Source organism: Sphingopyxis sp., assembly GCF_016463645.1.
Taxonomy (GTDB): Bacteria; Pseudomonadota; Alphaproteobacteria; order Sphingomonadales; family Sphingomonadaceae; genus Sphingopyxis.
Genome location: NZ_JAEMQX010000020.1, coordinates 1 through 24,909, shown reverse-complemented (window position 1 = coordinate 24,909; position 24,909 = coordinate 1). Strand labels below are relative to the sequence as shown.

The following is a 24,909-nucleotide window of genomic DNA, read 5'->3' as shown; positions in this document are numbered from 1 at the left end:
ATGGAAAGCGGGTCAGGGTGAGGGCGTGGGATGCTCGTGCGGAGCTTTGAACGGCGGCATCCGGCCGGCGGCGCGGTTGTGTTGGATCTGGTGTTTGGTGGCGGCCGCGACATGAAGTGCCAGGATCGCCAGCGTGACGAATACCAGCAACTCGTGGAGGCCGCCCATTGTCTCGCCCGCGTCCTCCGAAATACCCGGAATCAGGGGCAGGGGGATGCCGCCGAGCAGCGGTGTGGTCGCTTTGCCTTCGGCGCTTGCGCCGCCCGACACCGCGATTAGCCCCGTCAGCGGAAGAATGATGAGCAGGACATAGAAGGCGCGGTGCGTCCAGACGCTCGCGATGCGCTCCCACTTCGGAAGTTCTGTCGGGAACGGGGGCGGCGGGTGCGAAAGGCGCCAGCCGAGACGGATCAGCGCGAGAAGGAGGATCGTCGCGCCGAGCGTCTTGTGGACGGTGAAGAGGTCGCCGCGCGCAGGTCCCCGCTCCATATTGGCAAAGGTGAAACCGACGACGACTTGCGCGATCACGACAAGCGCGGTCAGCCAATGCAGCCAGACCGCGCCGTTATTGTAGCGCAAGAGCCGTTGCTGCGGCGTGGCTTCAGGGACGCTCGCCATGGATGCCTAACGCATCACCTTCGTGAACGATGCACGGTGCGATAGCGTTTGCCCGGCAAACCGGACCGCCGCGGCTGCAATCCCAGCGCGGCGCGTGCGACCAGAAGCGACCACCGAAGACGGCGCATCCGATTTGAACCATCGCCATGGATTTCATGGAATATCCGGAGCGCCACCTGCCGCGTCTCGGCCCTGCCGGGGCGGCGCGGGCTGTTGATGCTCGAAACGATGACGGGATAGCGAGGTTCTGAAGGTCGAGGCGGCATGTCTTGTCTTTCAATTGATCCGGCCGTCTCGGATGTCGGGACCCGGTGATGTCCTGGACGTGCGATTGCGTTTTCGTCCTTCCACCCAGAGCAAGGGTACGGCAATCGCCAGCAATATGGCGGCCATCGACAGGAGCTCGCCGCGGACGAGGCGCATGGCAATCGCCAGACCGAGAGCGATCAGGATCGACGGCGCGCCCCAATCGGGATGGTGCGCCCGGCCAAAGCCGACCCAGACGGCGACCACCAATCCGGTCGCAACCGCGAAGCTCCCGAATACCAGTCCGAGCGCTTCCATCAGGTCGTTGAGCGTTTCCACGGCCATTCGCCTACAGGCGCCGATCGCGTGACTGTCGCAACGATCGGCGACGAGGGATTTTTATATCGTATTACGATATAAAAATCAACCTTGCGTTCCCCCTCGCGGGTTCAGCCGGCCAAATCTCGTTCTCTCCGTTTCCGCACTTTGCTGGGCCCGGCGCGCTTTGAGCAAATCTTGTCGCGAGAGAATCCCGACCACCTTGCCGGTTTCCCGGTCGACGATCGGCACGCGAGCAACGCCTGTCTCGACGATAAGGTCTGCGATGATGCCGCAAGGCGTTTCGGGGTGAGCCACGGTTTGCGATGCGTCCGAAAGCGTGTCGCCAAGCGTCGCCGCTTCATCGAATGCGCCGACTTTCCATCGCAGCGCGTCCGATCTCGACGCGAGCCCGACCAGGCGACCCTCGGCGTCGACGACGGGATAGCTGCGATGCGCTGCCTCGTCGGTGAAAAATTGCAGAGCCGAACCGATGGTCATCTCTGCCGGGAGCGTGGCTGGGTCCGGGGTCATCAACTGGCCGGCTTGTCGCAGGTCGAGATTATCGACGGTATATTCCTGCAGGATGTGCCGTCCGCGGCGCGCGATTTTCTCGGTGAGGATCGAGCGCCGCATGCAAAGCACGCTGATCGCGTAGGCAAAACCCGATCCCGCGATAAGAGCGGGAAGAGCATCGAAGCGTCCCGTCAATTCGGCTGCGAACAACACGCCGGTAAGCGGCGCCCGCATCGCGCCGCTCATTATGCCAGCCATGCCGATCATCGCCCAGAAACCCGCCGGGCCGGGTAACCAAAGGCCGGCGATATAGCCGGTTGCTCCACCGAGAATGAGCAGCGGGGCCAGGACCCCGCCCGACGTTCCCGAACCGAGCGCCACGAGCCAGACGACGGCCTTTGCGATCAGAAGGACGACCGCTGCCTGCAAGATCATGGAGCCATCGATCAGCGCCTGGATATTGGAATAGCCGGCGCCGAGGACGCGGGCATCGATCAACCCGCCAACACCCACGACGATCGCGCCGATCGCCGGCCACCACATCCAGTGGACCGGAAGACGATGGAACATATCCTCGATCCGATAGAGGAAAGTGGAAAGAAGCGCGGCCTGCAGGCCTGCGACGATTCCGATCCCGGCTGCGGCTGCCACGGTCCAGCCGACGTCGGGCAATGGCCAGGTTCCGGGAAACATCGCGCCATGACCGATCAGTTCGGGGCGCCAGGCAGCGGCGACCAGGACGCTGATGACGACGGGGACAAAGCTTCTCGGCTTCCATTCGAACAGAAGAAGCTCGACGGCGAGCAGGATCGCGGCCATCGGTGTGCCGAATATGGCTGTCATCCCCGCTGCGGCGCCTGCCACCAGCAAGGTCTTTCGTTCCGCCGCGCTCAGGTGAAAACATTGCGCAAAGAGCGAGCCGACGGCGCCCCCCGTCATGATGATCGGTCCTTCGGCGCCGAACGGTCCCCCGCTTCCGATCGATATGGCGGCGGATATGGGCTTCAGAATTGCGACTTTCAGCGAGAGGCGGCTTTCGCCGAACAGGATCGTCTCGATCGCTTCGGGGATCCCGTGTCCACGTATCTTTTCCGAACCGAATCGCGCCATCACACCAATGATCAGGCTGCCGATCACGGGGATGGCCACAACAGCCAGACCGACGGCGGCATCGGAGATTTCCGCGGCCTCTGCCGAAATGCGTCCGAACCAGAAGGCGTTGGTGGCGATCGCGATCGATCTGATCAGGATCCACGCGCCGAACGCGCCGCCGGTACCGACGATCGGCGCCAACAGGGACAGAAATACCATCCTGCCGTCGACGCTGTGGTCGGCGAGTTGCTGGCTGGGGGTCGTTCGTGCAGAAGGAAAACTCACCGAATGCCTCTTTCGAATGTCGGAGGCGGCGCAATTATATCGTAATGCGATATAATTCAATCAGGGACGGCCATGACTTCGAATTCGACCGATATCGACTATGCTGCGCTCGCGGAATTCCGCTTTGCGCTGCGGCGCTTTCAGGTTTTCAGTGAAAACAAGGCTGCGGAAGCGGGGGTGACGGCGCAGCAGCATCAGGCGCTGTTGGCGATCCGCGCGGCGGCACCCGACCATGCGAGCGTCGGATATGTCGCGCAGCGCCTGATCGTGAAGCCCCACTCCGCATCTGAACTGGTAGATCGGCTCGAGGCGCAGGGTCTCGTCCGGCGCGAGCCGATGCAATCGGATCGGCGGCGGGCGCTGCTCAGGCTTACACCCCAAGCCCTGGAGATTCTGTCCGGTCTTTCGGCGGCGCATCGCGAAGAGATACGCCGGCTGCAACCGCTGCTAGTCGAACATCTGACGAGGTTGACTTAGCTATCGGGCGATGGACGATCGGCAGATTCGCCGTCGTTCACTCCGGGAAAAAGACGGAGGGAAACGCGCGGCTTCGGGTTTCGCTGTTTCGGTAGCCGCTGGCGCGCTCCGGCTACTCCCACTCGATCGTACCCGGCGGTTTCGACGTATAGTCATAGACCACGCGGTTGATGCCCTGCACCTCGTTGATGATGCGCGTTGCGCAGCGGCTGAGGAAGCTTGCATCGAACGGATAGATGTCGGCGGTCATGCCATCGGTCGAGGTGACGGCGCGGAGCGCGCAGACATGGTCGTAGGTGCGGCCGTCGCCCATCACGCCGACGGTCTTGACGGGAAGCAGCACCGCGAATGCCTGCCAGATCGCATCGTAAAGGCCGGCGTTGCGGATTTCCTCGAGATAAACGGCGTCGGCCTTGCGCAATATGTCGCAGCGCTCCTTGCTGACTTCCCCCGGAATGCGGATCGCGAGGCCGGGCCCCGGGAAGGGATGGCGGCCGACGAAGATATCGGGGAGGCCGAGTTCCCTGCCGAGGAGGCGGACCTCGTCCTTGAAGAGTTCGCGCAGCGGTTCGACCAGCTTCATGTTCATCCGCTCGGGCAGGCCGCCGACATTGTGGTGGCTCTTGATCGTCACGCTCGGGCCGCCGGTGAAGGAGACCGACTCAATGACGTCGGGATAGAGCGTGCCCTGCGCGAGGAAGTCGGCGCCGCCGATCTTCTTCGCCTCTTCTTCGAACACATTGATGAATTCGGCGCCGATGAACTTGCGCTTCTTTTCGGGATCGGTGACGCCGGCGAGGCCGCTCATGAAGCGTTCCTCGGCGTCGACGACAACGAGCGGGATATTGTAATGGTCGCGGAACAGGCGCTCGACCTGTTCGCGCTCGTTCATGCGCAGCAGGCCGTGGTCGACGAAGACGCAGGTGAGCTGTTCGCCGATCGCTTCGTGGATCAGCACCGCGGCGACCGCGCTGTCGACGCCGCCCGACAGGCCGCACAGCACCCGCTGGTCGCCGACCTGCGCGCGGATCTCGGCGATCTTGGTGGCGCGGAACTCGGCCATGGTCCAGTCGCCCGAACAGCCGCAGACATGGCGAACGAAATTGGCGATCAGCTTCGCGCCGTCGGGCGTGTGGACGACCTCGGGGTGGAATTGCGTGCCGTAATAGCGGCGTTCGTCGTCGGCGATCAGCGCGAACGGCGCGCCGTCGCTGATCGCGACGATGCGGAAGCCCGGCGCGAATTGCGTCACCCGGTCGCCGTGGCTCATCCACACCTGATGCCGCTCGCCGACCTCCCACAGACCATCGAACAGCACACAGGGTTCGGTCACGGTCAGGAAGGCGCGGCCGAATTCGCCGTCGCGTTCGCCGTCGGCGCCGCCGGGCTCGACCTGTCCGCCGAGCTGCTGGCTCATCACTTGCTGGCCGTAGCAGATGCCGAGGATGGGAAGTCCGCTGTCGAACACCGACTGCGGCGCGCGCGGGCTGCCGGTCGCGGGAACCGAGGCGGGTGAACCCGAGAGGATCACGCCCTTCGGCTGCATCCGTTCGAGCGCGGCCTCGGCAGCGCTGAAGGGGACGATTTCGCTGTAGACGCCGGCTTCGCGGACGCGGCGGGCGATCAGCTGGGTGACCTGTGATCCGAAGTCGATGATCAGGATCGATTCGGGGGCGGCGGAAGAGTCTGGAGTCGGCATGGCTGGCCGATAAGGAAGCCGGGCCATGCTGTCCAGCGGTCGATATGGACCGTTCGTGGAACAGGCATGGTCCCGACACATTGTTGCGACAATTGCGCGACATAAGTGAACGCCGGACAAATTACGGTGTCAGGCGGCATTAAGCCCCGCCATGCCAAGAAAAAACGAAGACAAAACAAAGGTTCTCCCCCGATGAACAATATCCGCCTGCCCGTTTCCGCTCGCGCCGCCCTTCTCGCTGCCGGCGCCTCACTCGCGCTGCCGGCGATGGCGGAGGCGCCGATCGGGCCCGCGGCCGCGTCCGCGGTTGCCGAGCAGCCCGCCGAGGCCGCTCCCCCGGCGTCGACCGCTACGGAAGAGGAGTATGACGAATATAGCGAGGACGAGATCATCGTCACGGCGCCGCGCCTCGCGGGCCAGCTCGCGACCGACATCAGGGCCGAAGCCGAGCTCGATGAGGCTGCGATCGCCAGCTATGGCGCCTCGTCGATCGAGGAACTGCTCGACGCGCTCGAGCCGCAGACGCGCTCGGGTCGCGGACGCGGCGGCCGGCCGGTCATCCTCGTCAACGGACGGCGCATTTCGGGTTTTGGCGCTGTGCGCAACATCCCGCCCGAAGCGATCGCCAAGGTCGAGATTTTCCCCGAGGAAGTCGCGCTCGAATATGGCTATGCCGCGACCGAGCGCGTCGTCAATTTTGTCCTCAAGCCCGATTTTCGTCAGATTTCGGTCGAGGCCGAGGCGGGCATCCCGACGCAGGGCGGACAGTTCAAGAACCAGCTCGAACCCGCCTTCATCGCGATCGGCGACAACGGCCGGCTCAACCTCAACGCGAGCTGGGAGCATCAGACAATGCTGCTCGAAAGCGAGCGCGATCTCGTTTACGACGATCCGGTTCTGGCGGCCGGCGCGCCGGCGCGGAGCCTTGCCCCGGCGAGCGACCAATATGTCATCGACGGCACGCTGGTGCGCAACATCGACAAGGTGACCGAGGCGTCGGTCAGCCTGCGTTTCGACCAGACCGACAGCCTGTCGCTGCTCGGCCCGCGGAACGGCAACCCCGACGATCCGCGCCGCCGCGACAGCCGCTCGCAAAACTGGACCAGTTCAGCCAGCGTCAACGGCATGCTCGGCGACTGGCGCTGGTCGGTGACCGGCAATTATGCCGACGCCGACCAACGCACCTTTACCGAACAGGAAAGCGGCGCGCGCGACCGGTTCGACAGCAGCCAGCAGAGCTTCGGCACCAACGCCAATATCTCGGGCAGCGTCGTCGACGGCTGGGCGGGGCCGATCCGCGCCTCGATCACCGGCGGCTATAGCGGGCTGCGCTTCGACAGCCGCACCGAACGCGGCGTGAACATCACGATGACCGAACTGGCGCGCGACACGCCGAGCGTCTTCGGTTCGCTCACCGTTCCGTTGCTCGATCCCGAATATGATGTCGGCAATATCGGCCGCCTGTCGCTGACGCTCAACGCACAGGCCGAGCGGCCGAGCGACTTTTCGGCGCTGACGAGCTGGGGCGCGACGCTGAACTGGGGCATCACCGACAATCTGTCGCTGCTCGGGAGCTTCTCCAGCGACGAAGCAGCGCCCAGCATGACCCAGCTAGGGGCCGCGCCGCTCGAGACCGAGGGCGTGACCTATTATGATTTCCAGACCGGCCAGACGGTGCTGATCAACACGACCACCGGCGGCAACCCCTTCCTGCTCGCCGAGCAGCGGCGCGACCTCAAGGTCGGGCTCAACTGGGAGGTTCCGATGGTCGAGGGGCTGCGCTTTTCGATCAATTACAATCGCAACCAGAGCAACGACACGGCGAACAGTTTCCCGCTGCTGACCCCGGAGATCGAGGCGGCCTTTCCCGACCGGGTGACCCGCGACAACGACGGGACCCTGCTCGCGATCGACCAGCGTCCGGTCAATTTCGAGCGCGCCACCAATTCGCAGATTCGCTGGGGCTTCAATTTCGGCAAGAGCTTCGGCCAGAGCGAAGCGGGTGCAGGCGGTCGTGGGCGCTTCGGTGGCGGGCGGCCCGGCGCCGGGGGCCCGCCCTCCGGCGAAGCGCCGCCGCCGCCGCCGCGCGAGGGCGGCGAAGCCGCGCCGCCGTCCGCCGAAGGGCAGCGTCCCCCTGCCGAGGCGGGCGAGCGCCGCCGTGGCGGAGGCGGCGGGTTCCGTGGCCGCGGCGGGCGCGGTGGCATGTTCGGCGGGCAGCAGCAGCAGGGCGGGCGCTGGCAGGTGTCGCTTTATCACACGATCAAGCTGACGGACAAAGTGCTGATCGGTCCTGGCGTCCCCGAACTCGACCTGCTGAACGGATCGGCGACGGGCGACGGTGGTGGCGCCAAGCGCCACCTGGTCGAACTTGACGGCGGCCTGTTCTACAAGGGTTTCGGAACGCGGGTGAGCGCGAAATACGACAGCGGCAGCAGGATCGTGGGCGGTGCCAACGGCGACCTGAAGTTCCACGATCTTGCGACGTTCAACCTGCGCTTCTTCGCCGATTTCAACCAGATGCCGAAGCTGACCGAGGATATTCCCTTTCTGAAAGGATCGCGCCTGCGCCTGTCGGTCAACAATCTGTTCGACGCGCAGCGCAAGGTGACCGACGCGAGCGGCATCGTGCCGCTGAATTATCAGCCGGGCTATACCGATCCGCTCGGCCGCTACGTCGAGCTGGAGTGGCGCAAGGCCTTTTAGGCGGACGCGCTGCCTCTTGGTCGTCGGCTCCCCGCGAAGGCGGGACGACGATCTATGCCAGCCGCGGCATCGCGGCGGCGTCCGCCGCCGGCCGTGTCGGCAGGAAGGTCAGTGCCTTCACGAATTGCGCGGTGCAGTTGGACCAGTTGTAGCGCGCGCCGAGGGCGGCGGCGTCGCCCCGGTCGCACCTCAGCGCGGCGTCGATCGCGCGGCCGATATCCTCGTCGAGCGCGCCGGCCCCCTCGCGCACGATGTCGGCGGGGCCGGGCACCGGATAGGCGGCGACGGGCGTGCCGCAGCTCAGCGCCTCGATGACCACCAGCCCGAAGGTGTCGGTGCGGCTGGGAAAGACGAAAACATCCGCGCCCGAATAGGCCGAGGCGAGCTTTTCGCCGCCGAGTTTGCCGAGGAAGAGCACGTCGGGATACCGCGCCTTCAGTTCGGCGAGCGCCGGACCGTCGCCGACGACGACCTTGGCGCCCGGCCGGTCGCAGTCGAGGAAGGCGCCGATATTCTTCTCGACCGCGACGCGGCCGACATAGAGCTGGATCGGCCGCGCCAGTCCGTCATATGCGGGGTGCGCGGGGCGATCGGGGCGAAACAGCGCATGATCGACGCCGCGTTCCCACATCATCGTCTGCGTCAGTCCCTGTTCGGCGAGTTCGCGCGCTAGGCTGCGCGTCGCGACCATGATGTGCCGCGCCGGGCGATGGAACCAGCGAATGAAGCGCCAGACGAATTGGGGCGATACCGGCAGCCGCGCCGCGACATATTCGGGAAAGCGCGTGTGATAGGCGGTGGTGAAGGGAAAGCCGTTGTCGAGGCACCAGCGCCGCGCTGCGAGACCGAGCGGGCCTTCGGTCGAGATATGAATCGCCTGCGGGGCAAAGGCGCGGATGTGGCGCCCGACCGCGCGCCGGCCGGCGAAGGCGAGGCGGATCTCGGCATAGGAGGGGCAGGGCACCGAACGGAAGAGGTCGGGCGAGATGACCCCGACCTCATGCCCGGCCCTGCGCAGTTCGCCGATCGTCGCCTGCAGCGTGCGGACGACGCCGTTGACCTGCGGCTCCCACGCGTCGGTAACGATCAATATTCTCATGCGGCGGCCGGTAGCGCGAGCTGGGTCGGCGCATTGCGTGCCGCGACTTCCTTTGCCCAATGGAGGATTTCCATGCGTCCATCGTGATGCTCGACCAGCGCGGTGCAGCCCTCGACCCAGTCGCCGTCGTTGTAATATTCGGTGCCCTCGATCTCGCGCATCTCGGCGCTGTGGATGTGACCGCACACGACGCCGTCGACCCCGCGCGAGCGCGCGGCATGGGCGACGACCTCCTCGTAGCGGCCGATGAACTGGACCGCGTTCTTGACCTTGTGCTTCGCCACCATCGACAGCGACCAATAGGGCAGGCCCAGCTTGCCGCGGACCCAGTTGACCACGACATTGCATTTCATCAGCGCGGTGTAGGCGGCGTCACCGACGAAGGCGAGCCAGCGGTGCGCGAGCATTACCGCGTCGAATTCGTCGCCATGGACGATCAGCAGCTTGCGGCCGTCGGCGGTTTCGTGGATCGCCTCGCGGCGGATTTCGACGCCGCCGAAATCGAAGCCGTCGAAGGGTCGGACCATTTCGTCATGGTTGCCGGGAACGTAGACGACGCGCGTGCCGCGCTTCGCGCGCTTGAGCACGCGCCACACGACATCATTGTGCTCGGGCGGCCAGAAGTGGCGCTTCTTGAGCCGCCAGCCATCGATGATGTCGCCGACAAGGTAGAGCGTCTCGCAATCGACATGATCGAAGAAGTCGATCAGCAGCGGGGCGTTGCAGCCGCGCGTGCCGAGGTGGATGTCGCTGACCCACACGGTGCGATAGCTGCGGCGTTCGCCGATCACGCGTTCGGGAATATGCGGGTCGGTGGTAAAAGGGTCGGGAAAACGGGCGGGGATCGGCAGGGTGGAAATCGATGCCATGTCGCACTCCGAAAGCAGCCTCTAGCTGCCCCCGGCGTAGACACGCAAAATGTTACAGCGCGCGACTCAAACTCGCGACAATTTGAAGAAAGTTTGAAGGCGCTTTGGTGACGTTGCCTATTTGACACATATGTGATTAACCATGATCCAATCAGGTTCGCCGGATCACCAAATTCCTGATTTCGCTCATATCTTCCATCGCAAAGCGCACGCCTTCGCGCCCGAGACCGCTGTCCTTGACCCCGCCATAGGGCATGTTGTCGACGCGGTAGGAGGAGACGTCGTTGACGACGATGCCGCCGACGTCGAGATGATCCCACGCCTCCAGCACCTTGTGGATGTCGCGCGTGAAGATGCCCGCCTGCAGTCCGAACTTGCTGTCGTTGACCTCCGCGAGCGCCTTCTCCCATTCGGTGAACTTCGACAGGATGACGACGGGCCCGAAGGCTTCCTCGCGCACGACGTCGGTGTCGCCCGGGACATTCTCGAGCAAGGTCGCTTCGAGCATATTGCCTTCGCAGCCACCGCCGGCGAGCAGCGTCGCGCCCGCGGCGACGGCATCGTCGATCCAGCCCTTCAGCCGCTGCGCCTCCTTCTCCGAGATCATCGGGCCGATGAAGGTGTCGCGCCGCTTGGGGTCGCCCGATTTCAGTGTCTTGACCTTCGCGGTGAGCATGTCGCGGAACCGGTCGTAGATATCCTCGTGGATGATCGTGCGCTGCACATGGATGCAGCTCTGCCCCGACTGATAATAACCGCCGAAGATGATCCGTGCGAGCGCATGGTCGAGGTCGGCATCCCTGTCGACGATCACGGCGGCGTTGCCGCCGAGTTCGAGCACGACCTTCTTCTTGCCTGCCTTGCCCTTCAAGTCCCAGCCCACGCCCGGCGAGCCGGTGAAAGACAGGAGCTTGAGCCGTTCGTCGGTGGTGAAGAGGTCGGCGCCGTCGCGGCTCGCCGGCAATATGCTGAACGCGCCTTCGGGCAATATGTCGCATTCGGCGAGCACCTCGCCCATGATGATCGCCCCGAGCGGAGTCATCGACGCGGGTTTCATCACGAAGGGACAGCCCATCGCGATCGCCGGCGCGATCTTGTGTGCGGCGAGATTGAGCGGGAAGTTGAACGGCGAGATAAAGCTGCACGGCCCGATCGGCACCCGCTTCCACATTCCCATATAGCCCTTGGCGCGCGCCGAAATGTCGAGCGGCTGCACTTCGCCGTAATTGCGCACCGCTTCCTCGGCTGCGATGCGGAAGGTGTCGATCAGTCTGCTGACCTCGCCCTCGCTGTCGGCGATCGGCTTGCCCGCCTCGACGCATAGCGCATAGGCGAGCTCGTCGAAGCGTTCCTGGAACCGCGTCACGCAATGCGTCAGCACGTCGCGCTTTTCGAAGCTCGCCTGTCGCGCCATCGGCTCGGCTGCACGGACAGCGCCTGCGATCGCCGCGTCGATGACGTCGGGCGTCGCGAGCGCGGTACGGAACGCGACCTCGCCGGTGAACTTGTCGGTCACGACGAGATCGGTGTTCGGCTGCGCCGCCTTGTTGTTGAGGTAGAGCGGATAGACGTCCTTGAGTTTCATCAAATCTCTCCCCCCTTCCGCAAACGGGAGGGGTCGGTGGTGGGTCAGCAGCGGTTCGGATGTCCACCCCGCTGCGACTGGCGAGCAGGCTCGCAAGTCTCGCTATCCCTCCCGATTGCGGGAGGGATGGAAGCTTACAACTCCTTCGACAATTTCTTTATGTCGATGTTCAAAATCTGGTCATTCTCCGAATAATCGACCGGGCAGTCGATCAGGTGCACCCCCGGAGTATCGCGCGTGTGCACGAGAAGTTCCTTCAAATGCGCCGCGCTTTCGACGCGGTGTCCGTGCGCGCCATAGCTTTCGGCATATTTGACGAAATCGGGATTGCCATAGGTCAGCCCCCAATCCTTGAAGCCCATGTTCGCCTGCTTCCAGCGGATCATGCCATAGCTGTTGTCGTTGAGGATCAGCACCGTGATGTTGAGGCCCAGGCGTACCGCGGTCTCCATCTCCTGGCTGTTCATCATGAATCCGCCGTCGCCGCAAATCGCCATGACCTTGCGGTTAGGGTAAAGCATCGACGACATCATCGCCGATGGCAGGCCGGCGCCCATAGTCGCGAGCGCATTGTCGAGCAGCACGGTGTTCGGCTTGCACGCGGTATAGCCGCGCGCGAACCAGATCTTGTAGACGCCGTTGTCGAGGCAGATGATCCCGTCGTCCGGCATCGCATCGCGGATCGACTGGACGAGGTGCGGCGGGAAGATCGGGAAACGCTCATCCTTGGCGAGCGGCGCTGTATGTTCGACCTCGGCCTTGCGATAGGCGAGCAGATGATCGAATTTCCAGCCGCCGTTGGGAACGATATCTTCCTTCATCTGCCACACGGCGTTGGCGATGTCGCCGATCACCTCGATATCGGGGAAATAGACCGGGTCGACCTCGGCGGTCTTGGTCGACACATGGATGACCGTCGGGCCGCCGCGCTGCATGAAGAAGGGCGGCTTCTCGATCACATCATGGCCGAGATTGACGATGCAGTCCGACGCCTCGACCGCGCGGTGGACGAAATCGCCCGCGCTGAGCGCCGCGCAGCCGAGGAATTTCGGATGCCGCTCGTCTATCACACCCTTGCCGAGCTGTGTCGTCAGGAAGGGGATGCCGGTCTTTTCGATGAATTGCAGCAGCATGCGGCTGGTCATCGTGCGGTTCGCGCCGGCGCCGATGACGAGCACCGGCGAGGTCGCATTTTCAAGCGCTTTCACCGCCTCGCGGATCGACTTCACATCGGCGGTCGGGCGGCGGCTGTGGCTGCGCTTGAGGGGAAGGCTTTCGGTATGCTCGTCGGCGATATCCTCGGGCAGCTCGATATGCACCGCGCCGGGCTTTTCCTCTTCGGCAAGGCGAAAGGCCTCGCGCACCCGGCTCGGGATATTGTCGGACGACGCCATCTGGTGCGTATATTTGGTGATCGGCCCCATCATCGCGACGACGTCGAGTATCTGGAAACGGCCCTGTTTCGACTTCTTGATCGGCTTTTGCCCGGTGATCATCATCATCGGCATGCCGCCGAGCTGGGCATAGGCGGCGGCGGTGACGAAGTTCGTCGCGCCCGGCCCCAATGTCGCAAGGCAGACGCCGGTCTTGCCGGTGTGCCGGCCATAGGTCGCCGCCATGAAGCCCGCGCCCTGCTCGTGCCGCGTCAGGACCAGCTTGATCTTCGTTGACCGCGACAGACTGTCGAGGAAATCGAGATTCTCTTCGCCCGGAACGCCGAAAATATACTCGACGCCCTCTTCCTCCAGGCACTCGATGAACAGGTCGGATGCTTTTTTCATGCGTCAGTCGCCCCCTCAGCCACGCATCGTCATGATGCGGCCCCAAGTCATGCCGGCGACCCCTCAGCACTATGTCGTTGCAGCGGCTCTCGTCATAGGCCGCGAGTCCCTGCTGTAACGGGAAGGGTTTGTAACGAGGGGGATAGGGGTTGTCACCCCGACCCATCAACGATCAATCGATGTCGAAGAGGCCCGCGAGCTGCTCGACCATCGTGCCGCCCAGTTGCTCGGCATCCATGATCGTGACGGCGCGGCTGTAATAGCGCGTGACGTCGTGCCCGATGCCGATCGCGCAAAGCTCGACGGGAGAGCGGTTCTCGATCCATTCGATCACCTGCCGCAGATGCTGGTCGAGATAGGCGCCGTGATTCACCGACAGCGTGCTGTCGTCGACCGGCGCGCCGTCGGATATCACCATCAGGATGCGGCGTTCCTCGGGGCGGTTGATGATCCGCTGGTGCGCCCACATCAGCGCTTCGCCGTCGATATTCTCTTTCAGCAGCCCCTCGCGCATCATCAGCCCGAGCGACTTGCGCGCGCGCCGATAGGGCTCGTCGGCGGGCTTGTAGATGATGTGGCGAAGGTCGTTGAGGCGGCCGGGGTGCGCGGGACGCCCCGCGGCGAGCCAGTCCTCGCGGCTCTGCCCACCCTTCCACGTCCGCGTGGTGAATCCGAGGATCTCGGTCTTCACGCCGCAACGTTCGAGCGTGCGCGCGAGGATGTCGGCGCTGATCGCGGCGATGCTGATCGGCCGGCCGCGCATCGATCCCGAATTGTCGATCAGCAAGGTAACGACGGTATCGCGGAAATCGGTATCGCGCTCGATCTTGTAGGAGAGCGACTGCCCCGGCGAGACGATCACGCGCGCGAGGCGTGCGGCGTCGAGCTGGCCTTCCTCCTGATCGAAATCCCATGCGCGGTTCTGCTGCGCCATCAACCGGCGCTGGAGGCGGTTCGCGAGCTTGGTCACCGCGCCCTGCAGATGCGTCATCTGCTGGTCGAGATAGGCGCGCAGCCGGGTCAGCTCATCTGCATCGCACAGCTCGGTCGCGGCGACGATCTCGTCATGCTTCTCGGTGAAGCGCAGATAGTTGAAATCGGGAATGTCGCTCGGCAGGCGGTTGGGGCGCACGGGCAGCATGCCCTCGTCGCCTTCGCCGCCCATTTCGGGCTCGCCGTCGGCTTCCATCTCCTGCGCGTCGGGATCGCTGTCGCCGTCGTCGGCCTGATCGCCCGCCATCTCGGCGCGCGCATCGACCTGGCTTTCACCCGCCCCGCCGTCTTCGCTTTCCTGTTCTTCCTGGTTTTCTTCGGCTTCAGTCTCGTCCTGCTCGCCGCCGTCTTCGCTGCCTTCCTCAAGCGGCTCGTCGCTGTGGATGAGGTCGAGGTGGCGGAGCGCGAGCTTCGCGGTTTCGGCGAAGGCCGCCTGATCGTCGAGCAGCATCGACAGCGCGGTGAGGTCGCCGCCTGCCTCGTTGGTGATCCATTCGCGCACCAGCGACAGGCCCGTCTCGGTGCCCTGCGGCGCCCGGTCGCCCGTCAGAGCCTCGCGCAGCATCAGTTCGAGCGCGCTCGATACCGGTACATCCTCGCGGCTTTGCGCGCGGCTGATCGGGTCGCTGCGCATCCGCATCGCGAGGCTCGACGCAAGGTTGCTGCGCATCCCCGCCATGTGGCGCGCGCCGAGCGCTTCGATGCGTGCGCGCTCCATCGCATCGAATGCCGCCGCGGCGAGCGGTTCGGCGGGGCGCGCCGATGCGTGCAGTTTCTCGCTGTGATGCTTCATGCGCAGCGCATAGCTGTCCGCAAAGCCGCGCGCCTCGGCGACCTGATCGGCGGGCAGCGTGCGCGACGGGGTCGGCACCTTGATCGCCTTGCCGATCTGCGCGGGCGCGTCGGCGGTAAAGCCGACCTCGACCTCGGCATCGCGCGTCACCGCGCGCGCGACGCTCGACAGTGCGGCCTTGAAATCGTCGAGGGGAGATTGGGCGGTCATTTCGAGTCGGCTCTAACCAGCTTTTGCCGTTGAAGGAAGAGTATCGCGAGACGCTCTTTTCAATCGTCGCCTCGGACTTGGTCCGGCCATTCCGCCGGTGTGGCCGTGGACTCCGGACCAAGTTCGGGACGTGAAAGAGGGGATGCAAGCGGCCATAGCTATGCTCGCTTGACCTGAACGGAAGCCGGGCGCATCGGCGGCTTATGTCCTCCCCCAGACTCTCCCCGATGAAAAGCCCTTGGATCGTCATCGCCTGCGCGGCGTTCGTCGTTACGTTGGCGATGGGCGTGCGCCAGTCGTTCGGCCTGTTCCTGCCACAGATGAGCGTCGATATCGGCATCAGCCGCTCGGACTTCGGGCTCGCGATGGCGCTCCAGAACCTGCTCTTCGGTCTCGCCCAGCCGTTCGTCGGCGCGCTCGCCGACAAGCATGGCGCGGGACGCGTCGTCTTTTTCGGCGCGCTGCTCTATGCGCTCGGGCTGATCGGCGCGGCCTTCGCCACCGATGCGATCGGGCTGCACATCAGCTTCGGCCTGCTGATCGGCATGGCGCAGTCGGCGACGACCTTCGTCGTCGTACTCGGTGCGGTCGGGCGCGTCGTGAGCCCCGAAAAGCGTAGCAGCGCGTTTGGTATCGTCACCGCGGGCGGCTCGCTTGGCCAGTTTCTCGTCGTGCCGCTCGCCTCGATGCTGCTCGGCGACATCGGCTATCATCAGACTTTGTGGATCATGGCGGGGCTTGTCGCGCTATGCGGCCTGCTCGCGGTCGGCGTTTCGGGCCGCACCGATACGCCGGGCACGCTCGCCGCCGAGGAACAGACCGCGCACGAGGCACTGCGCGAGGCAGCGGTCCACCGCGGTTACTGGCTGCTCAACGCGGGCTTCTTCGTCTGCGGTTTTCACATCGCCTTCATCGCGACGCATCTACCGGCCTATCTCGACGACAAGGGGCTGGGAATCGAGATCGGCGCGCAGGTGCTCGCGCTCGTCGGCCTGTTCAACATCCTCGGTTCCTATGTCTTCGGCCGTGCGGGCGATCTGATGCGCCAGAAATATGTGCTCTCGGCGCTCTACACCGCCCGCTCGGCGGTGATTGCGCTTTTCCTCTTCCTGCCGCTTAGCCATGCGAGCGCGCTCGTCTTTGCGGGCGCAATGGGCTTCCTCTGGCTCGGGACCGTGCCGCTCACCAGCGGCATCGTCGGGCGCATCTTCGGCATCCGCTATCTCTCGATGCTCTATGGCATCGTCTTTCTGAGCCACCAGCTCGGCAGCTTTTTCGGCGCATGGATGGCGGGGCTCATCTTCGACGCCACGGGTAGCTACAACATCGCCTGGGGTTTCTCGATCGCGCTCGGACTGCTCGCGGGGCTCGTTCACCTGCCGATCGCCGACGCGCCTGTCAAACGGCTGCAATCCGCATGAAGCTGGCGCGGCAGGACTGGATCGCGCTCGCGTTATTTGTCCTGATCGCGCTCGGCGGCTTGTGGCTCTGGACCGGCGAAGGGCCGGTCGTCTGGCTCACCAATTTCGCGATCATGTGCGGCTTCTAGAGCCTCATTGCGGTTCCTCGACTTCGGGCGTCCGGTGGCAGATGACATCGTCGCCGTCCTTGGGCACCGCGGGATCGGGAAGCAGCCGGAAGACGTGCGCCCATGGCGTTGCGACGCGCTCGGGACGCGTGCGCCTGTTCGCGACGACATCGACGAAATCGCGACATACGACCGCACTGCGCAGGAAGTTGCTGTGCCCGGTCGACCCGCGCGAGACATCGGTCGTATCGATGACGGTAAAGCCGGTGCGCGCGGCCGGATAGCAGCGCTCGGGCAGGCCTTTTGCCTTGAGGTCGGCGGCCTCGAACGGATCGAAGCAATAGGGCGAGCCGAGGCGCGGATAACCATGGATCGCGCGCGATGCCGCGAGCGCCTTGTCAGCTCGCGAGACATAGGCGGTAATTCGCCGGTTATTGGCAACGCGCCGCGCCGACAGTACCTCCTCCTCGATATCGCGCTCGAACGTCTCGCGATCGATGTCGGGCGAAGCGAGGATGATGTTCGAGATATTGCTGCTGTCGGCGCTGCTCGACGTGCGGTCGACATAGGAGACCGCCGGGATCACCAGCCGCGCGCCGAGCGAGTGCGACACGATAACGATCTCCTTGACCCAGCCCTGCTCGGCGAGCGTCTTCAGGAAGTCGCGGAAATTGCGGACGTCGTGATACATGTTCGTCTCGTCGACGACATAGCTCAGGATCCTGCCCTGCGACGGCCAGCTATATTCGATGATCGGCCCGTCGAAGCCTGTCATGCGCGCGATCTGCGCCGCGTCCTTCGAGGTCGTCGAGAAATTTTCGCGGTAACCGTGAATATAGAGCAGCACGCGCCCCTGCTTGCGGTCGGTCTCGGCCTGCAGAGCGCGCCACCAGTCGGCCGATGTCTGGAAAGCGATCGGCGCGAGCAGCTTTTTCTTCTTGCCGACGACGACTTCGCGCGGCGCGTTGAAGCGGCCATAGCGCATCTGGTCACCCCGATGCCGGAGCAGTTCGATCTCGCTCGTGCGGCAGTCCGGCAGGCGGCTCGTCGCGAAGAAATAGGGCAAGGCTTCACCATCGACCGCCGCGCCCGGCTGCGCCGTGCAGCGCGGGTCGGCGACATAGTCGGCGTGGCGGACCTTGCCATAATCGACCGCCGCGATGCTGCATCCCGTCAGCGGAGCGATAAGCAGCAGGGTGAGCAGGCGTTTTCGCATGGCGGACTTCATCTTTGAAAAGCCTGATACATTCGTCGACGCTGGCAGAGGATGGCGGCCTTTGGAAGCGGGAAAAAATGTCAGCGAAGAGTGTTGATCGAATAATACACTTCGCCTATCCGATGTCCATGGTCATTCGGTCGGCCTGTCCCGGGGGAGGATTTTTGTGACGGCTTTCACCGCGTTGCTGCTGACGATGAGCGCGGCCGCGCAGCCCGCTTATGTTCCGCCATTCGACCCGCGCGTGCTGAAAGATAATGTCGCGGGCGCGCCCGGCGAATTGCTCGTCCTCGGCACGCCGCATCTGTCGGGTCTGCCCGAGAGTTTCAGGCCCGAGAGCCTCGAACCGCTGCTCGCGCGCCTCGCCGAATGGAAGCCTGCGATCATCACGATCGAGGGGCTTTCGGGTCCCGACTGCGAACGGCTGATCCGCTACAAGCCGCTCTATCCGGGCGCAGCCGATTATTGTCCGGACCCAAGGGGCGCGCAGAAGATCGTCGGGCTCGATATGGTCGCCGCGACGATCGAGGCCGACAGGTTGCTCGGAGCCTGGCCTGCAAACCCGACCCCCGCCGATCGCCGCCGCCTCGCCGCGCTGTTCCTTGCCGGCGGCGAACCCGCATCCGCACTCGTCCAGTGGCTGCGTCTGCCCGCCGCCGAGCGCCGTGCCGGCGAGAGCCTCGACGGCACGCTCGTCGCGGAACTGAACAAGCTGACGACGGGCCGCAACGAGAATTTCCTGATCGGGTCGGTGCTCGCGGCGCGGTTGGGGCTCGAACGCGTCCATGCAACGGACGATCACAGCGCCGACGGGGTGACGGCCTCGCTCGACACCGATCCCGGTTACGGTGCGGCGCTGCAGCGCATCTGGGACAATCCGGTCGTGAAGAGGCGCGTCGCGGCCGACAAGGCGCTGGAAACAAAGCTCGATGGCGAGGGCGTGCTGGCGCTCTATCGAAACTACAATGACCCGGCGACGATGCGCATGGCGTTCGACAGCGATTTCGGCGCCGCGCTCGCTGACGCCAGCCCGCAGCAATATGGACGCCGCTACACCGGCTGGTGGGAAACCCGGAACCTCCGCATGGTCGCGAATATTCGCGCCGCGATGGCGGTGCAACCGGGCGCGCGAACGCTCGCGATCGTCGGCGCGTCGCACAAGGGCTATTTCGAAGCCTATCTCGCCCTGATGCACGACATCCGGCTGGTGGATGCCGAACGGATCCTGAAATAGCGGCTTATTTGCCGATCACGCTCTCGGGCAGGTCCTCGCCGAACACGCGCTGATAATATTCGGCTACGATCATCCGTTCGGCCTCGTCGCACTTGTTGAGGAACGACAGGCGGAAGGCGAAGCCGATATTATTGAAAATTGCGGTGTTCTGCGCCCAGCTGATCACCGTGCGCGGCGACATCACGGTCGAGATGTCGCCGTTGATGAAGCCCTGACGCGTCAGGTCGGCGACCTTCACCATATTGGCGATCGTCGTCTCGTCGGTATCCGGCACCTTGGCAAGAATGATCGCGCTTTCGGTCGCGGCGGGCAGATAGTTTAGCGTGACGACGATGTTCCAGCGGTCCATCTGGCCCTGATTGATCTGCTGCGTCCCGTGATAGAGGCCGCTCGTGTCGCCCAATCCGACGGTGTTCGCGGTCGAGAACAGCCGGAAATGCGGATTTGGGCGGATCACGCGGTTCTGGTCGAGCAGGGTCAGCTTGCCCTCGGTCTCGAGCACGCGCTGGATCACGAACATCACGTCGGGGCGGCCCGCGTCATATTCGTCGAAGACCAATGCTGTGGGCGTCTGGAGGGCCCAGGGGAGCAGGCCTTCGCGGAATTCGGTGACCTGCTGGCCGTCGCGCAGCACGATCGCGTCGCGGCCGACGAGGTCGATACGGCTGATATGCGCGTCGAGGTTGACGCGGATGCACGGCCATTTGAGTCGCGCCGCGACCTGTTCGATATGCGTCGACTTGCCGGTGCCGTGATAACCCTGCACCATCACGCGGCGGTTATATTTGAAGCCCGCGAGGATCGCGAGCGTGGTATCGCCGTCGAAGACATAGGCGGGGTCTAGATCGGGGACGCGTGCGTCGGCCTCGCTGAAGGCCGGGACCTTCATGTCGATATCGACACCGAACATCTCGCGCGCATCGACCTCGGTATCGGGCGCTGCAAGCAGCGTCGAGCCGTGGTGATCGGGAAGGCTGTTCGGGATATCGGTCATGGCAAAAGTCCAGCAAGCAAACGGGGAGAGTCGCCGCCGGGCGGCGCTTCGGCTGTCGCGGTATAGCGACGGGTTGCGCCTTGCAACGCCTTTTCAGAGCAGGCCGAGCGCCTTCATCACCGCCGACTGGTCATAATAGGGACGCTCGCAGACGATCTTGTCGCTGCCCGGCGCGAATTCGAAGCTCGCGGCCATGCGGATGCGGAACGCCTTGCCCGTGGGCTCGATGGTGCGAAGGCCAAGCTTCAGCGGGCCGAGATGCGTGCCGGTCAGCCAGAATTCGACGAGCACCGTGTCCGTGGTCTCGTCCGCCGCGATCGCGATGACCTCGTTCGCCTGATCGGGGAAGGGCTCGCGCGACGAAGCGAAATAGGATCGCACCGCCGCCTCGCCGTCGAAAATGGTGCCGGGTCCCATCAGTTCGTATCGTGGATGATCGAAGGTCGCGAGGACGCCGTCCCAGTCGTGCGTGATCTCGAGCGCCATGTGGCGGCGCACCACCTCGATCCGTGCTTCGTTCAGGTCGGTCATTACGCCTCTCCTATGCGAAGGCCTTGCTCTTCCTCAGCAACTGATACGCTTCGACTACCGCACCCAGCCGCGTTTCGAAACTGCGATCGCCGCCATTCCGGTCGGGATGATATTTGCGCACCAGCTCGCTGTAGCGGCGGCGGAGTGCCGCGCGGTCGGCGTCGGCCGCCAGGCCGAGCAACTGCATCGCGTCATGCTCCTCGCGCGACAGGCCGGGATTGGCGGCTTCGCGCCGCGCCTCGTCCATGCGCTGACGAAAGCGTGCGCCGAGCGCGTCCATCGGATCCTTGAAGTCGGCCCAGCGCGGCGGCAGGTCGGCGCTGCCCGCGGGCCGGAAGGCTCGGCTTTCGGTTTCCCAGCCGGCGGTCGGCGACTGCGCCGCCATGATCTGGTCGGCGCTCATCCCTTCGAAGAAATTATAACCCGCATTGAATTCGCGCACATGATCGAGGCACAGCCAGCGGTACGGCGGCGGGCCGTCGGGCGAGCGGTGCGACGAAACGGGCGCGCGAAACTCCCCTGGCTCGCGGCAACCGGGCGCGGCGCAGCGCTCCTCGCGCGGGACGCGGCCATGGAATCGGGTCGGGCGGGCAGAAGACGGCACAACGGGCTTTCGGAATCGGGGCGGGGGCCTGAACTTTGGGAGGCCTTATAATTTGGCGATGGAGCGGTTATGGTCAACCCCATGAGCAACAAAGGCCCCGTACAGCAAGAGATGGAAAGCCTGCTCGCCGCAGCCTTTCCCGACGCGAACTTCCTCCTCAGCAATGACAGTGCCAGCCATCACGGCCACATGGGCGACGACGGCAGCGGCGAGTCGCATTTCAGCCTCAGCATCGAATGGGCGGGCTTCGCCGGAATGAACCGTGTGATGCGGCAGCGCACCGTCAACAAGGCGCTCGGCGACCTGCCGGGACAGCGCGTCCACGCGCTCGCGATCAAGGCGACCGCACCGGGAGAATGACGATGCCCGACAAGGTCAGCCTCGCCGAAGCCTTCGCGAAAATCCCCGACGCGTGGAACCCGCGCGTCGCGGGCGATATCAATGATTTTCAGGTCAAGCTGGTCAAACTCGACGGCAGGTTCGACTGGCATCATCATGATGTCGAAGATGAATTGTTTCTCGTCGTCGCCGGCCGCATGAAGATGGCATTCCGTGACCGCGACGTGATCGTCGAACGCGGCGAGTTCATCATCGTGCCGCACGGCATCGAGCATTGTCCCGAGGCGCTGGATGGCGAATGCCATGTGATGCTGCTCGAACCGAACTCGACCCTCAACACGGGCAATGTCGAAACCGGAAAGACCCGAAAGACGCTGGAAAGGCTCGACTGATGTTCACAATCATCACTCCCTCGACTCACGACATCGGCGCGTTCGACGTGCGCCGCACCTTGCCGAACAAGGCGCGGACGATGGTCGGCCCGTTCATCTTCGTCGACCAGTTCGGTCCGGCGCATTTCGACATCGGGCAGGGCATGGACGTGCGCCCGCACCCGCATATCAACCTGTCGACGCTGACCTATCTTTTCGAGGGCGCGATCGATCATCGCGACAGCCTCGGAACCTATGCGACGATCCGGCCGGGTGCGTGCAATCTGATGACCGCGGGCCGCGGCATCGTCCATTCGGAGCGCACGCCGCCGGCGGAGCGCGCCACAGGCTCCGGGATTTCGGGCATGCAGACGTGGCTCGCGCTGCCCGACGGCAAGGAAGAGATCGACCCGGCGTTCGAGCATGTGCCCGCCGACAAGTTGCCGCTCGTCGAGGATGGGCATGTCTCGGCGCGCGTCATCATGGGCAGCCTGTGGGGCGCGACCGCGCCGACGACGCAGCACAGCGCGACCATCTATGCCGACATATTGATGAACGCCGGCGCCACGCTGCCGATCGATGCCGAAGCCGACGAACGCGCAGTCCTCGTCGCGATCGGCGACGCGAGCCTCGATGGCGAACCGCTCGAGCGCTACAGCCTCTATATCCTGAAACCCGGGCAGGCGATGACGCTGCGTGCCGAAACCGATGCGCGCGTGATGCTGCTCGGCGGCGAGGCGTTCAAGACGCCGCGTCACGTCTGGTGGAATTTCGTGAGTTCGTCGCGCGACCGCATCAACGAGGCGAAGGCGGAGTGGAAAGACCGGAAATTCCCGCTCGTTCCCGGTGACAGCGAGGAATTCATCCCGATCCCCGAGGTGCCGAAGACGGTGAGCTATCCCTGAGCGTCGATGGGCTGCCGCTTGTTGCAGCTTGTCAGCCGCGCCAATCCCCGCCAACTTGGTTTCGAAACGAAACCAAAGGAGCAGGGTGGATGATCGGCGATTTCGAACAGCAGCGGGTAAAGCTTTCGACCGGGGTCGAGCTCGACGTCGTCGACATGGGGCCGCGCGATGCTCCGGTGCTGATCTTCCTGCACGGCTTTCCCGAATCGCACCGCACCTGGCGCCACCAGTTGCCGCATTTCGCCGACCGCTTTCGCTGCATCGCGCCCGACCAGCGCGGTTATCGCGGTTCGTCGAAACCGCAGGATGTCGAATCCTACACCCCTGACAAGCTGATCGCCGATATCTTCGCGCTCGCCGATGCGCTCGGCGTCGGTGAATTCACGATCGTCGGCCACGATTGGGGCGGGGCGATCGCGTGGGGTGTCGCGCTCGGCGGTCAGCCGGGCGGGCTGCACCCCGCGTGGGCGGGCCGCGTGACCCGCGCCGTCATCGCCAACGCCCCGCATCCCGGCATCTTCGGGCGCCTGCTCGCCACCGATCCCGCCCAGCGCGCCGCAAGCCAATATATCAGGACCTTCCGCGATCCCGCGAGCGATGCGATCATCGAGGAACATGGCATCGCCGGTATCCTCGCCCACGCCTTCGAAGGCCGCGTACCGAGCGGCGGGCTCCAGCCCGCCGACGAGATCGGCCGTTTGCTCAAGGATTGGGAGGATCGCGATGCCTGCCGTGCGATGATCAACTGGTATCGGGGGTCGCCGATCAACGTCCCCGCGATGGACGAACCCTATGCCGAACCGCCCGCCGTTCCGTTTCCGAAACTCGCCATTCCGACGCTCGTCATCTGGGCGCTCGACGATGTCGCGCTGCCGCCGTGCAATCTCGACGGGATGGAACAGCTTGTTCCCGACGTGACGATAGTACAGGTTTCCGACTGCGGGCATTTCGTGCCCTGGGATGCACCGGAAGCGGTTAACCGGGCGATGGATGACTTCCTTGCCAGAAGTTAAGTCAGTGATTTTTACTGATCCCGAAAAAGTGGCGGACGGCGATCGCGCCGTCCGCCGTTGGGGGGGTCTGTTTACTGCGTGTCTGGGGCACGCGTATTAGTCTCGCCCATACGTCATTTACCTCGGTTGCGACTATGGCCGAGGGCTTTGGATGGGGCGATTTAACCATATTATCGCCGAGTATGGCAGGCTTTCACATTCTCCCATTCTTGTCATACTCAAGACATGGAAGTGGGAGGACTCAGGGTCGCCTCGATCGTTGACCGGATCGATGGCCCGTCGAGCTGGACGATCGTGCGCGATGTCCATGTGCTGGTCCTGTATGAGGCGGGGAGCTATCACTGGCTCGAAACCTGGCAGGACGATCAGCGCACGTCGCTTGGCGATCCGCTTCCGGGCGAGATGTGGCTCCTGCCTGCGGCGCGGACCTGTCGCGCCACGGCCAAGGGCGGTGCCGTTCGTTTTACCGAGATCGAAATTCCGATCGCCCGGCTGGCGATCGCCCGCGATACGCGCGCGCTGGCGGCGCATCACGACATGGCGCTGGCGGCGCTCGTGCGGGCGCTGCTCTCGGGCGATGCGTCGGCCGCCGATCCGCTCGTCGCCATCCTCGCGAGGACGCTCGATGGGATGACGGGACGCGCCGAGTCCCCGGCGATTACCCAGCGCATCAACGAGTTGATGGCGTTTATCCAGACGCAGCTCGAATTGCCGCTAACCGTCGAGGATATGGCGGCCGAGGTCGGGATGTCGGTGAACAGCCTGATCGTCCATTTCGCGCGCGCCACCGGGCGCACCCCGGCGCAATATGTACTGCGCCAGCGGCTGCGCCACGCCTGCTGGTTCCTTATGAACCGCCCGCTGTCGATCGCCGAGATCGCCTTTGCGAC

General features: G+C 64.5%; 23 protein-coding genes. 10 read left to right on the top strand and 13 right to left on the bottom strand.

The window, feature by feature from the left end; genetic code table 11:
- Nucleotides 1–12: 12 nt before the first annotated feature.
- The 3 genes from JHC57_RS06835 to JHC57_RS06825 all read right to left on the bottom strand — a co-directional run bounded on the left by JHC57_RS06835 (nt 13) and on the right by JHC57_RS06825 (nt 3,009).
- Nucleotides 13–618, bottom strand: coding sequence for a cytochrome b/b6 domain-containing protein (locus tag JHC57_RS06835; RefSeq protein WP_294029258.1), 606 nt, complete (start codon nt 616–618; stop codon nt 13–15).
- A 276-nt stretch (nt 619–894) separates the two neighbouring features.
- Nucleotides 895–1,203, bottom strand: coding sequence for a hypothetical protein (locus JHC57_RS06830; RefSeq protein WP_294029257.1), 309 nt, complete (start codon nt 1,201–1,203; stop codon nt 895–897).
- Nucleotides 1,204–1,287: 84 nt separating this feature from the next.
- On the bottom strand, nt 1,288–3,009 hold the full coding sequence (locus JHC57_RS06825; protein ID WP_294029275.1) for a chloride channel protein: 1,722 nt from the start codon (nt 3,007–3,009) through the stop codon (nt 1,288–1,290).
- A 138-nt stretch (nt 3,010–3,147) separates the two neighbouring features.
- Between JHC57_RS06825 and JHC57_RS06820 the strand changes: the two genes are divergently transcribed.
- Nucleotides 3,148–3,552 carry a MarR family transcriptional regulator gene (locus JHC57_RS06820; RefSeq protein WP_294029256.1) on the top strand — a complete coding sequence of 135 codons (405 nt, stop codon included), beginning with the start codon at nt 3,148–3,150 and terminating at the stop codon, nt 3,550–3,552.
- A 112-nt stretch (nt 3,553–3,664) separates the two neighbouring features.
- On the opposite strand, the gene guaA is transcribed toward JHC57_RS06820, so the two are convergent.
- Nucleotides 3,665–5,251, bottom strand: a complete 1,587-nt coding sequence (gene guaA, locus JHC57_RS06815; protein ID WP_294029255.1) for a glutamine-hydrolyzing GMP synthase — start codon at nt 5,249–5,251, stop codon at nt 3,665–3,667.
- A 192-nt stretch (nt 5,252–5,443) separates the two neighbouring features.
- Here guaA and JHC57_RS06810 point away from each other — a divergent pair, with 192 nt between their 5' ends.
- Nucleotides 5,444–7,954, top strand: a complete 2,511-nt coding sequence (locus JHC57_RS06810) for an ABC transporter ATP-binding protein (RefSeq protein WP_294029254.1) — start codon at nt 5,444–5,446, stop codon at nt 7,952–7,954.
- Between the two features lie 52 nt (nt 7,955–8,006).
- Here JHC57_RS06810 and JHC57_RS06805 read toward each other — a convergent pair whose 3' ends face one another.
- The 5 genes from JHC57_RS06805 to cobT form a co-directional block, all read right to left on the bottom strand.
- Nucleotides 8,007–9,053: a glycosyltransferase family 1 protein gene (locus JHC57_RS06805; RefSeq protein WP_294029253.1), complete on the bottom strand. Its 1,047-nt coding sequence runs from the start codon at nt 9,051–9,053 to the stop codon at nt 8,007–8,009.
- Nucleotides 9,050–9,922 carry a UDP-2,3-diacylglucosamine diphosphatase gene (locus tag JHC57_RS06800; RefSeq protein WP_294029252.1) on the bottom strand — a complete coding sequence of 291 codons (873 nt, stop codon included), beginning with the start codon at nt 9,920–9,922 and terminating at the stop codon, nt 9,050–9,052. Before JHC57_RS06800 ends, JHC57_RS06805 begins: the two co-directional genes overlap by 4 nt.
- Nucleotides 9,923–10,073: 151 nt before the next feature.
- Nucleotides 10,074–11,507: an aldehyde dehydrogenase family protein gene (locus JHC57_RS06795; protein WP_294029251.1), complete on the bottom strand. Its 1,434-nt coding sequence runs from the start codon at nt 11,505–11,507 to the stop codon at nt 10,074–10,076.
- Between the two features lie 134 nt (nt 11,508–11,641).
- Nucleotides 11,642–13,288, bottom strand: a complete 1,647-nt coding sequence (locus JHC57_RS06790; RefSeq protein WP_294029250.1) for an acetolactate synthase large subunit — start codon at nt 13,286–13,288, stop codon at nt 11,642–11,644.
- 172 nt (nt 13,289–13,460) lie between these two features.
- Nucleotides 13,461–15,284: a cobaltochelatase subunit CobT gene (cobT, locus tag JHC57_RS06785; protein WP_294029249.1), complete on the bottom strand. Its 1,824-nt coding sequence runs from the start codon at nt 15,282–15,284 to the stop codon at nt 13,461–13,463.
- A gap of 227 nt (nt 15,285–15,511) precedes the next feature.
- Between cobT and JHC57_RS06780 the strand changes: the two genes are divergently transcribed.
- Nucleotides 15,512–16,705 carry an MFS transporter gene (locus JHC57_RS06780; RefSeq protein ID WP_294029248.1) on the top strand — a complete coding sequence of 398 codons (1,194 nt, stop codon included), beginning with the start codon at nt 15,512–15,514 and terminating at the stop codon, nt 16,703–16,705.
- Nucleotides 16,702–16,833, top strand: coding sequence for a hypothetical protein (locus tag JHC57_RS06775; RefSeq protein ID WP_294029247.1), 132 nt, complete (start codon nt 16,702–16,704; stop codon nt 16,831–16,833). The genes JHC57_RS06780 and JHC57_RS06775 overlap by 4 nt, the downstream gene beginning before the upstream one ends.
- Before the next feature lie 4 nt (nt 16,834–16,837).
- On the opposite strand, the gene JHC57_RS06770 is transcribed toward JHC57_RS06775, so the two are convergent.
- Nucleotides 16,838–18,028: an alpha/beta hydrolase gene (locus JHC57_RS06770; RefSeq protein ID WP_294029246.1), complete on the bottom strand. Its 1,191-nt coding sequence runs from the start codon at nt 18,026–18,028 to the stop codon at nt 16,838–16,840.
- 166 nt (nt 18,029–18,194) lie between these two features.
- Between JHC57_RS06770 and JHC57_RS06765 the strand changes: the two genes are divergently transcribed.
- Nucleotides 18,195–19,262, top strand: coding sequence for a DUF5694 domain-containing protein (locus tag JHC57_RS06765; RefSeq protein ID WP_294029245.1), 1,068 nt, complete (start codon nt 18,195–18,197; stop codon nt 19,260–19,262).
- Between the two features lie 4 nt (nt 19,263–19,266).
- Here the strand turns inward: JHC57_RS06765 and cobS are convergent, their stop codons facing one another.
- From cobS to JHC57_RS06750, 3 genes are all read right to left on the bottom strand, one after another.
- Nucleotides 19,267–20,256, bottom strand: coding sequence for a cobaltochelatase subunit CobS (gene cobS / locus JHC57_RS06760; RefSeq protein WP_294029244.1), 990 nt, complete (start codon nt 20,254–20,256; stop codon nt 19,267–19,269).
- A 93-nt stretch (nt 20,257–20,349) separates the two neighbouring features.
- On the bottom strand, nt 20,350–20,787 hold the full coding sequence (locus JHC57_RS06755; protein WP_294029243.1) for an ester cyclase: 438 nt from the start codon (nt 20,785–20,787) through the stop codon (nt 20,350–20,352).
- 10 nt (nt 20,788–20,797) lie between these two features.
- Complete coding sequence (locus JHC57_RS06750) at nt 20,798–21,391, bottom strand: DnaJ domain-containing protein (RefSeq protein ID WP_294029242.1); 594 nt, start codon at nt 21,389–21,391, stop codon at nt 20,798–20,800.
- A gap of 81 nt (nt 21,392–21,472) precedes the next feature.
- Here JHC57_RS06750 and JHC57_RS06745 point away from each other — a divergent pair, with 81 nt between their 5' ends.
- The 5 genes from JHC57_RS06745 to JHC57_RS06725 all read left to right on the top strand — a co-directional run.
- Nucleotides 21,473–21,751 carry a BolA family transcriptional regulator gene (locus tag JHC57_RS06745; protein WP_294029241.1) on the top strand — a complete coding sequence of 93 codons (279 nt, stop codon included), beginning with the start codon at nt 21,473–21,475 and terminating at the stop codon, nt 21,749–21,751.
- Nucleotides 21,752–21,753: 2 nt separating this feature from the next.
- On the top strand, nt 21,754–22,122 hold the full coding sequence (locus JHC57_RS06740) for a cupin domain-containing protein (protein WP_294029240.1): 369 nt from the start codon (nt 21,754–21,756) through the stop codon (nt 22,120–22,122).
- The gene (locus tag JHC57_RS06735; RefSeq protein ID WP_294029239.1) at nt 22,122–23,006 is read left to right on the top strand and encodes a pirin family protein; all 885 of its coding nucleotides are present in this window, start codon (nt 22,122–22,124) and stop codon (nt 23,004–23,006) included. The genes JHC57_RS06740 and JHC57_RS06735 overlap by 1 nt, the downstream gene beginning before the upstream one ends.
- A gap of 89 nt (nt 23,007–23,095) precedes the next feature.
- Complete coding sequence (locus tag JHC57_RS06730; protein ID WP_294029238.1) at nt 23,096–24,019, top strand: alpha/beta hydrolase; 924 nt, start codon at nt 23,096–23,098, stop codon at nt 24,017–24,019.
- 231 nt (nt 24,020–24,250) lie between these two features.
- Nucleotides 24,251–24,909, top strand: a 659-nt coding sequence (locus JHC57_RS06725) for an AraC family transcriptional regulator (protein ID WP_294029237.1), incomplete at its 3' end; no start/stop codon positions are given.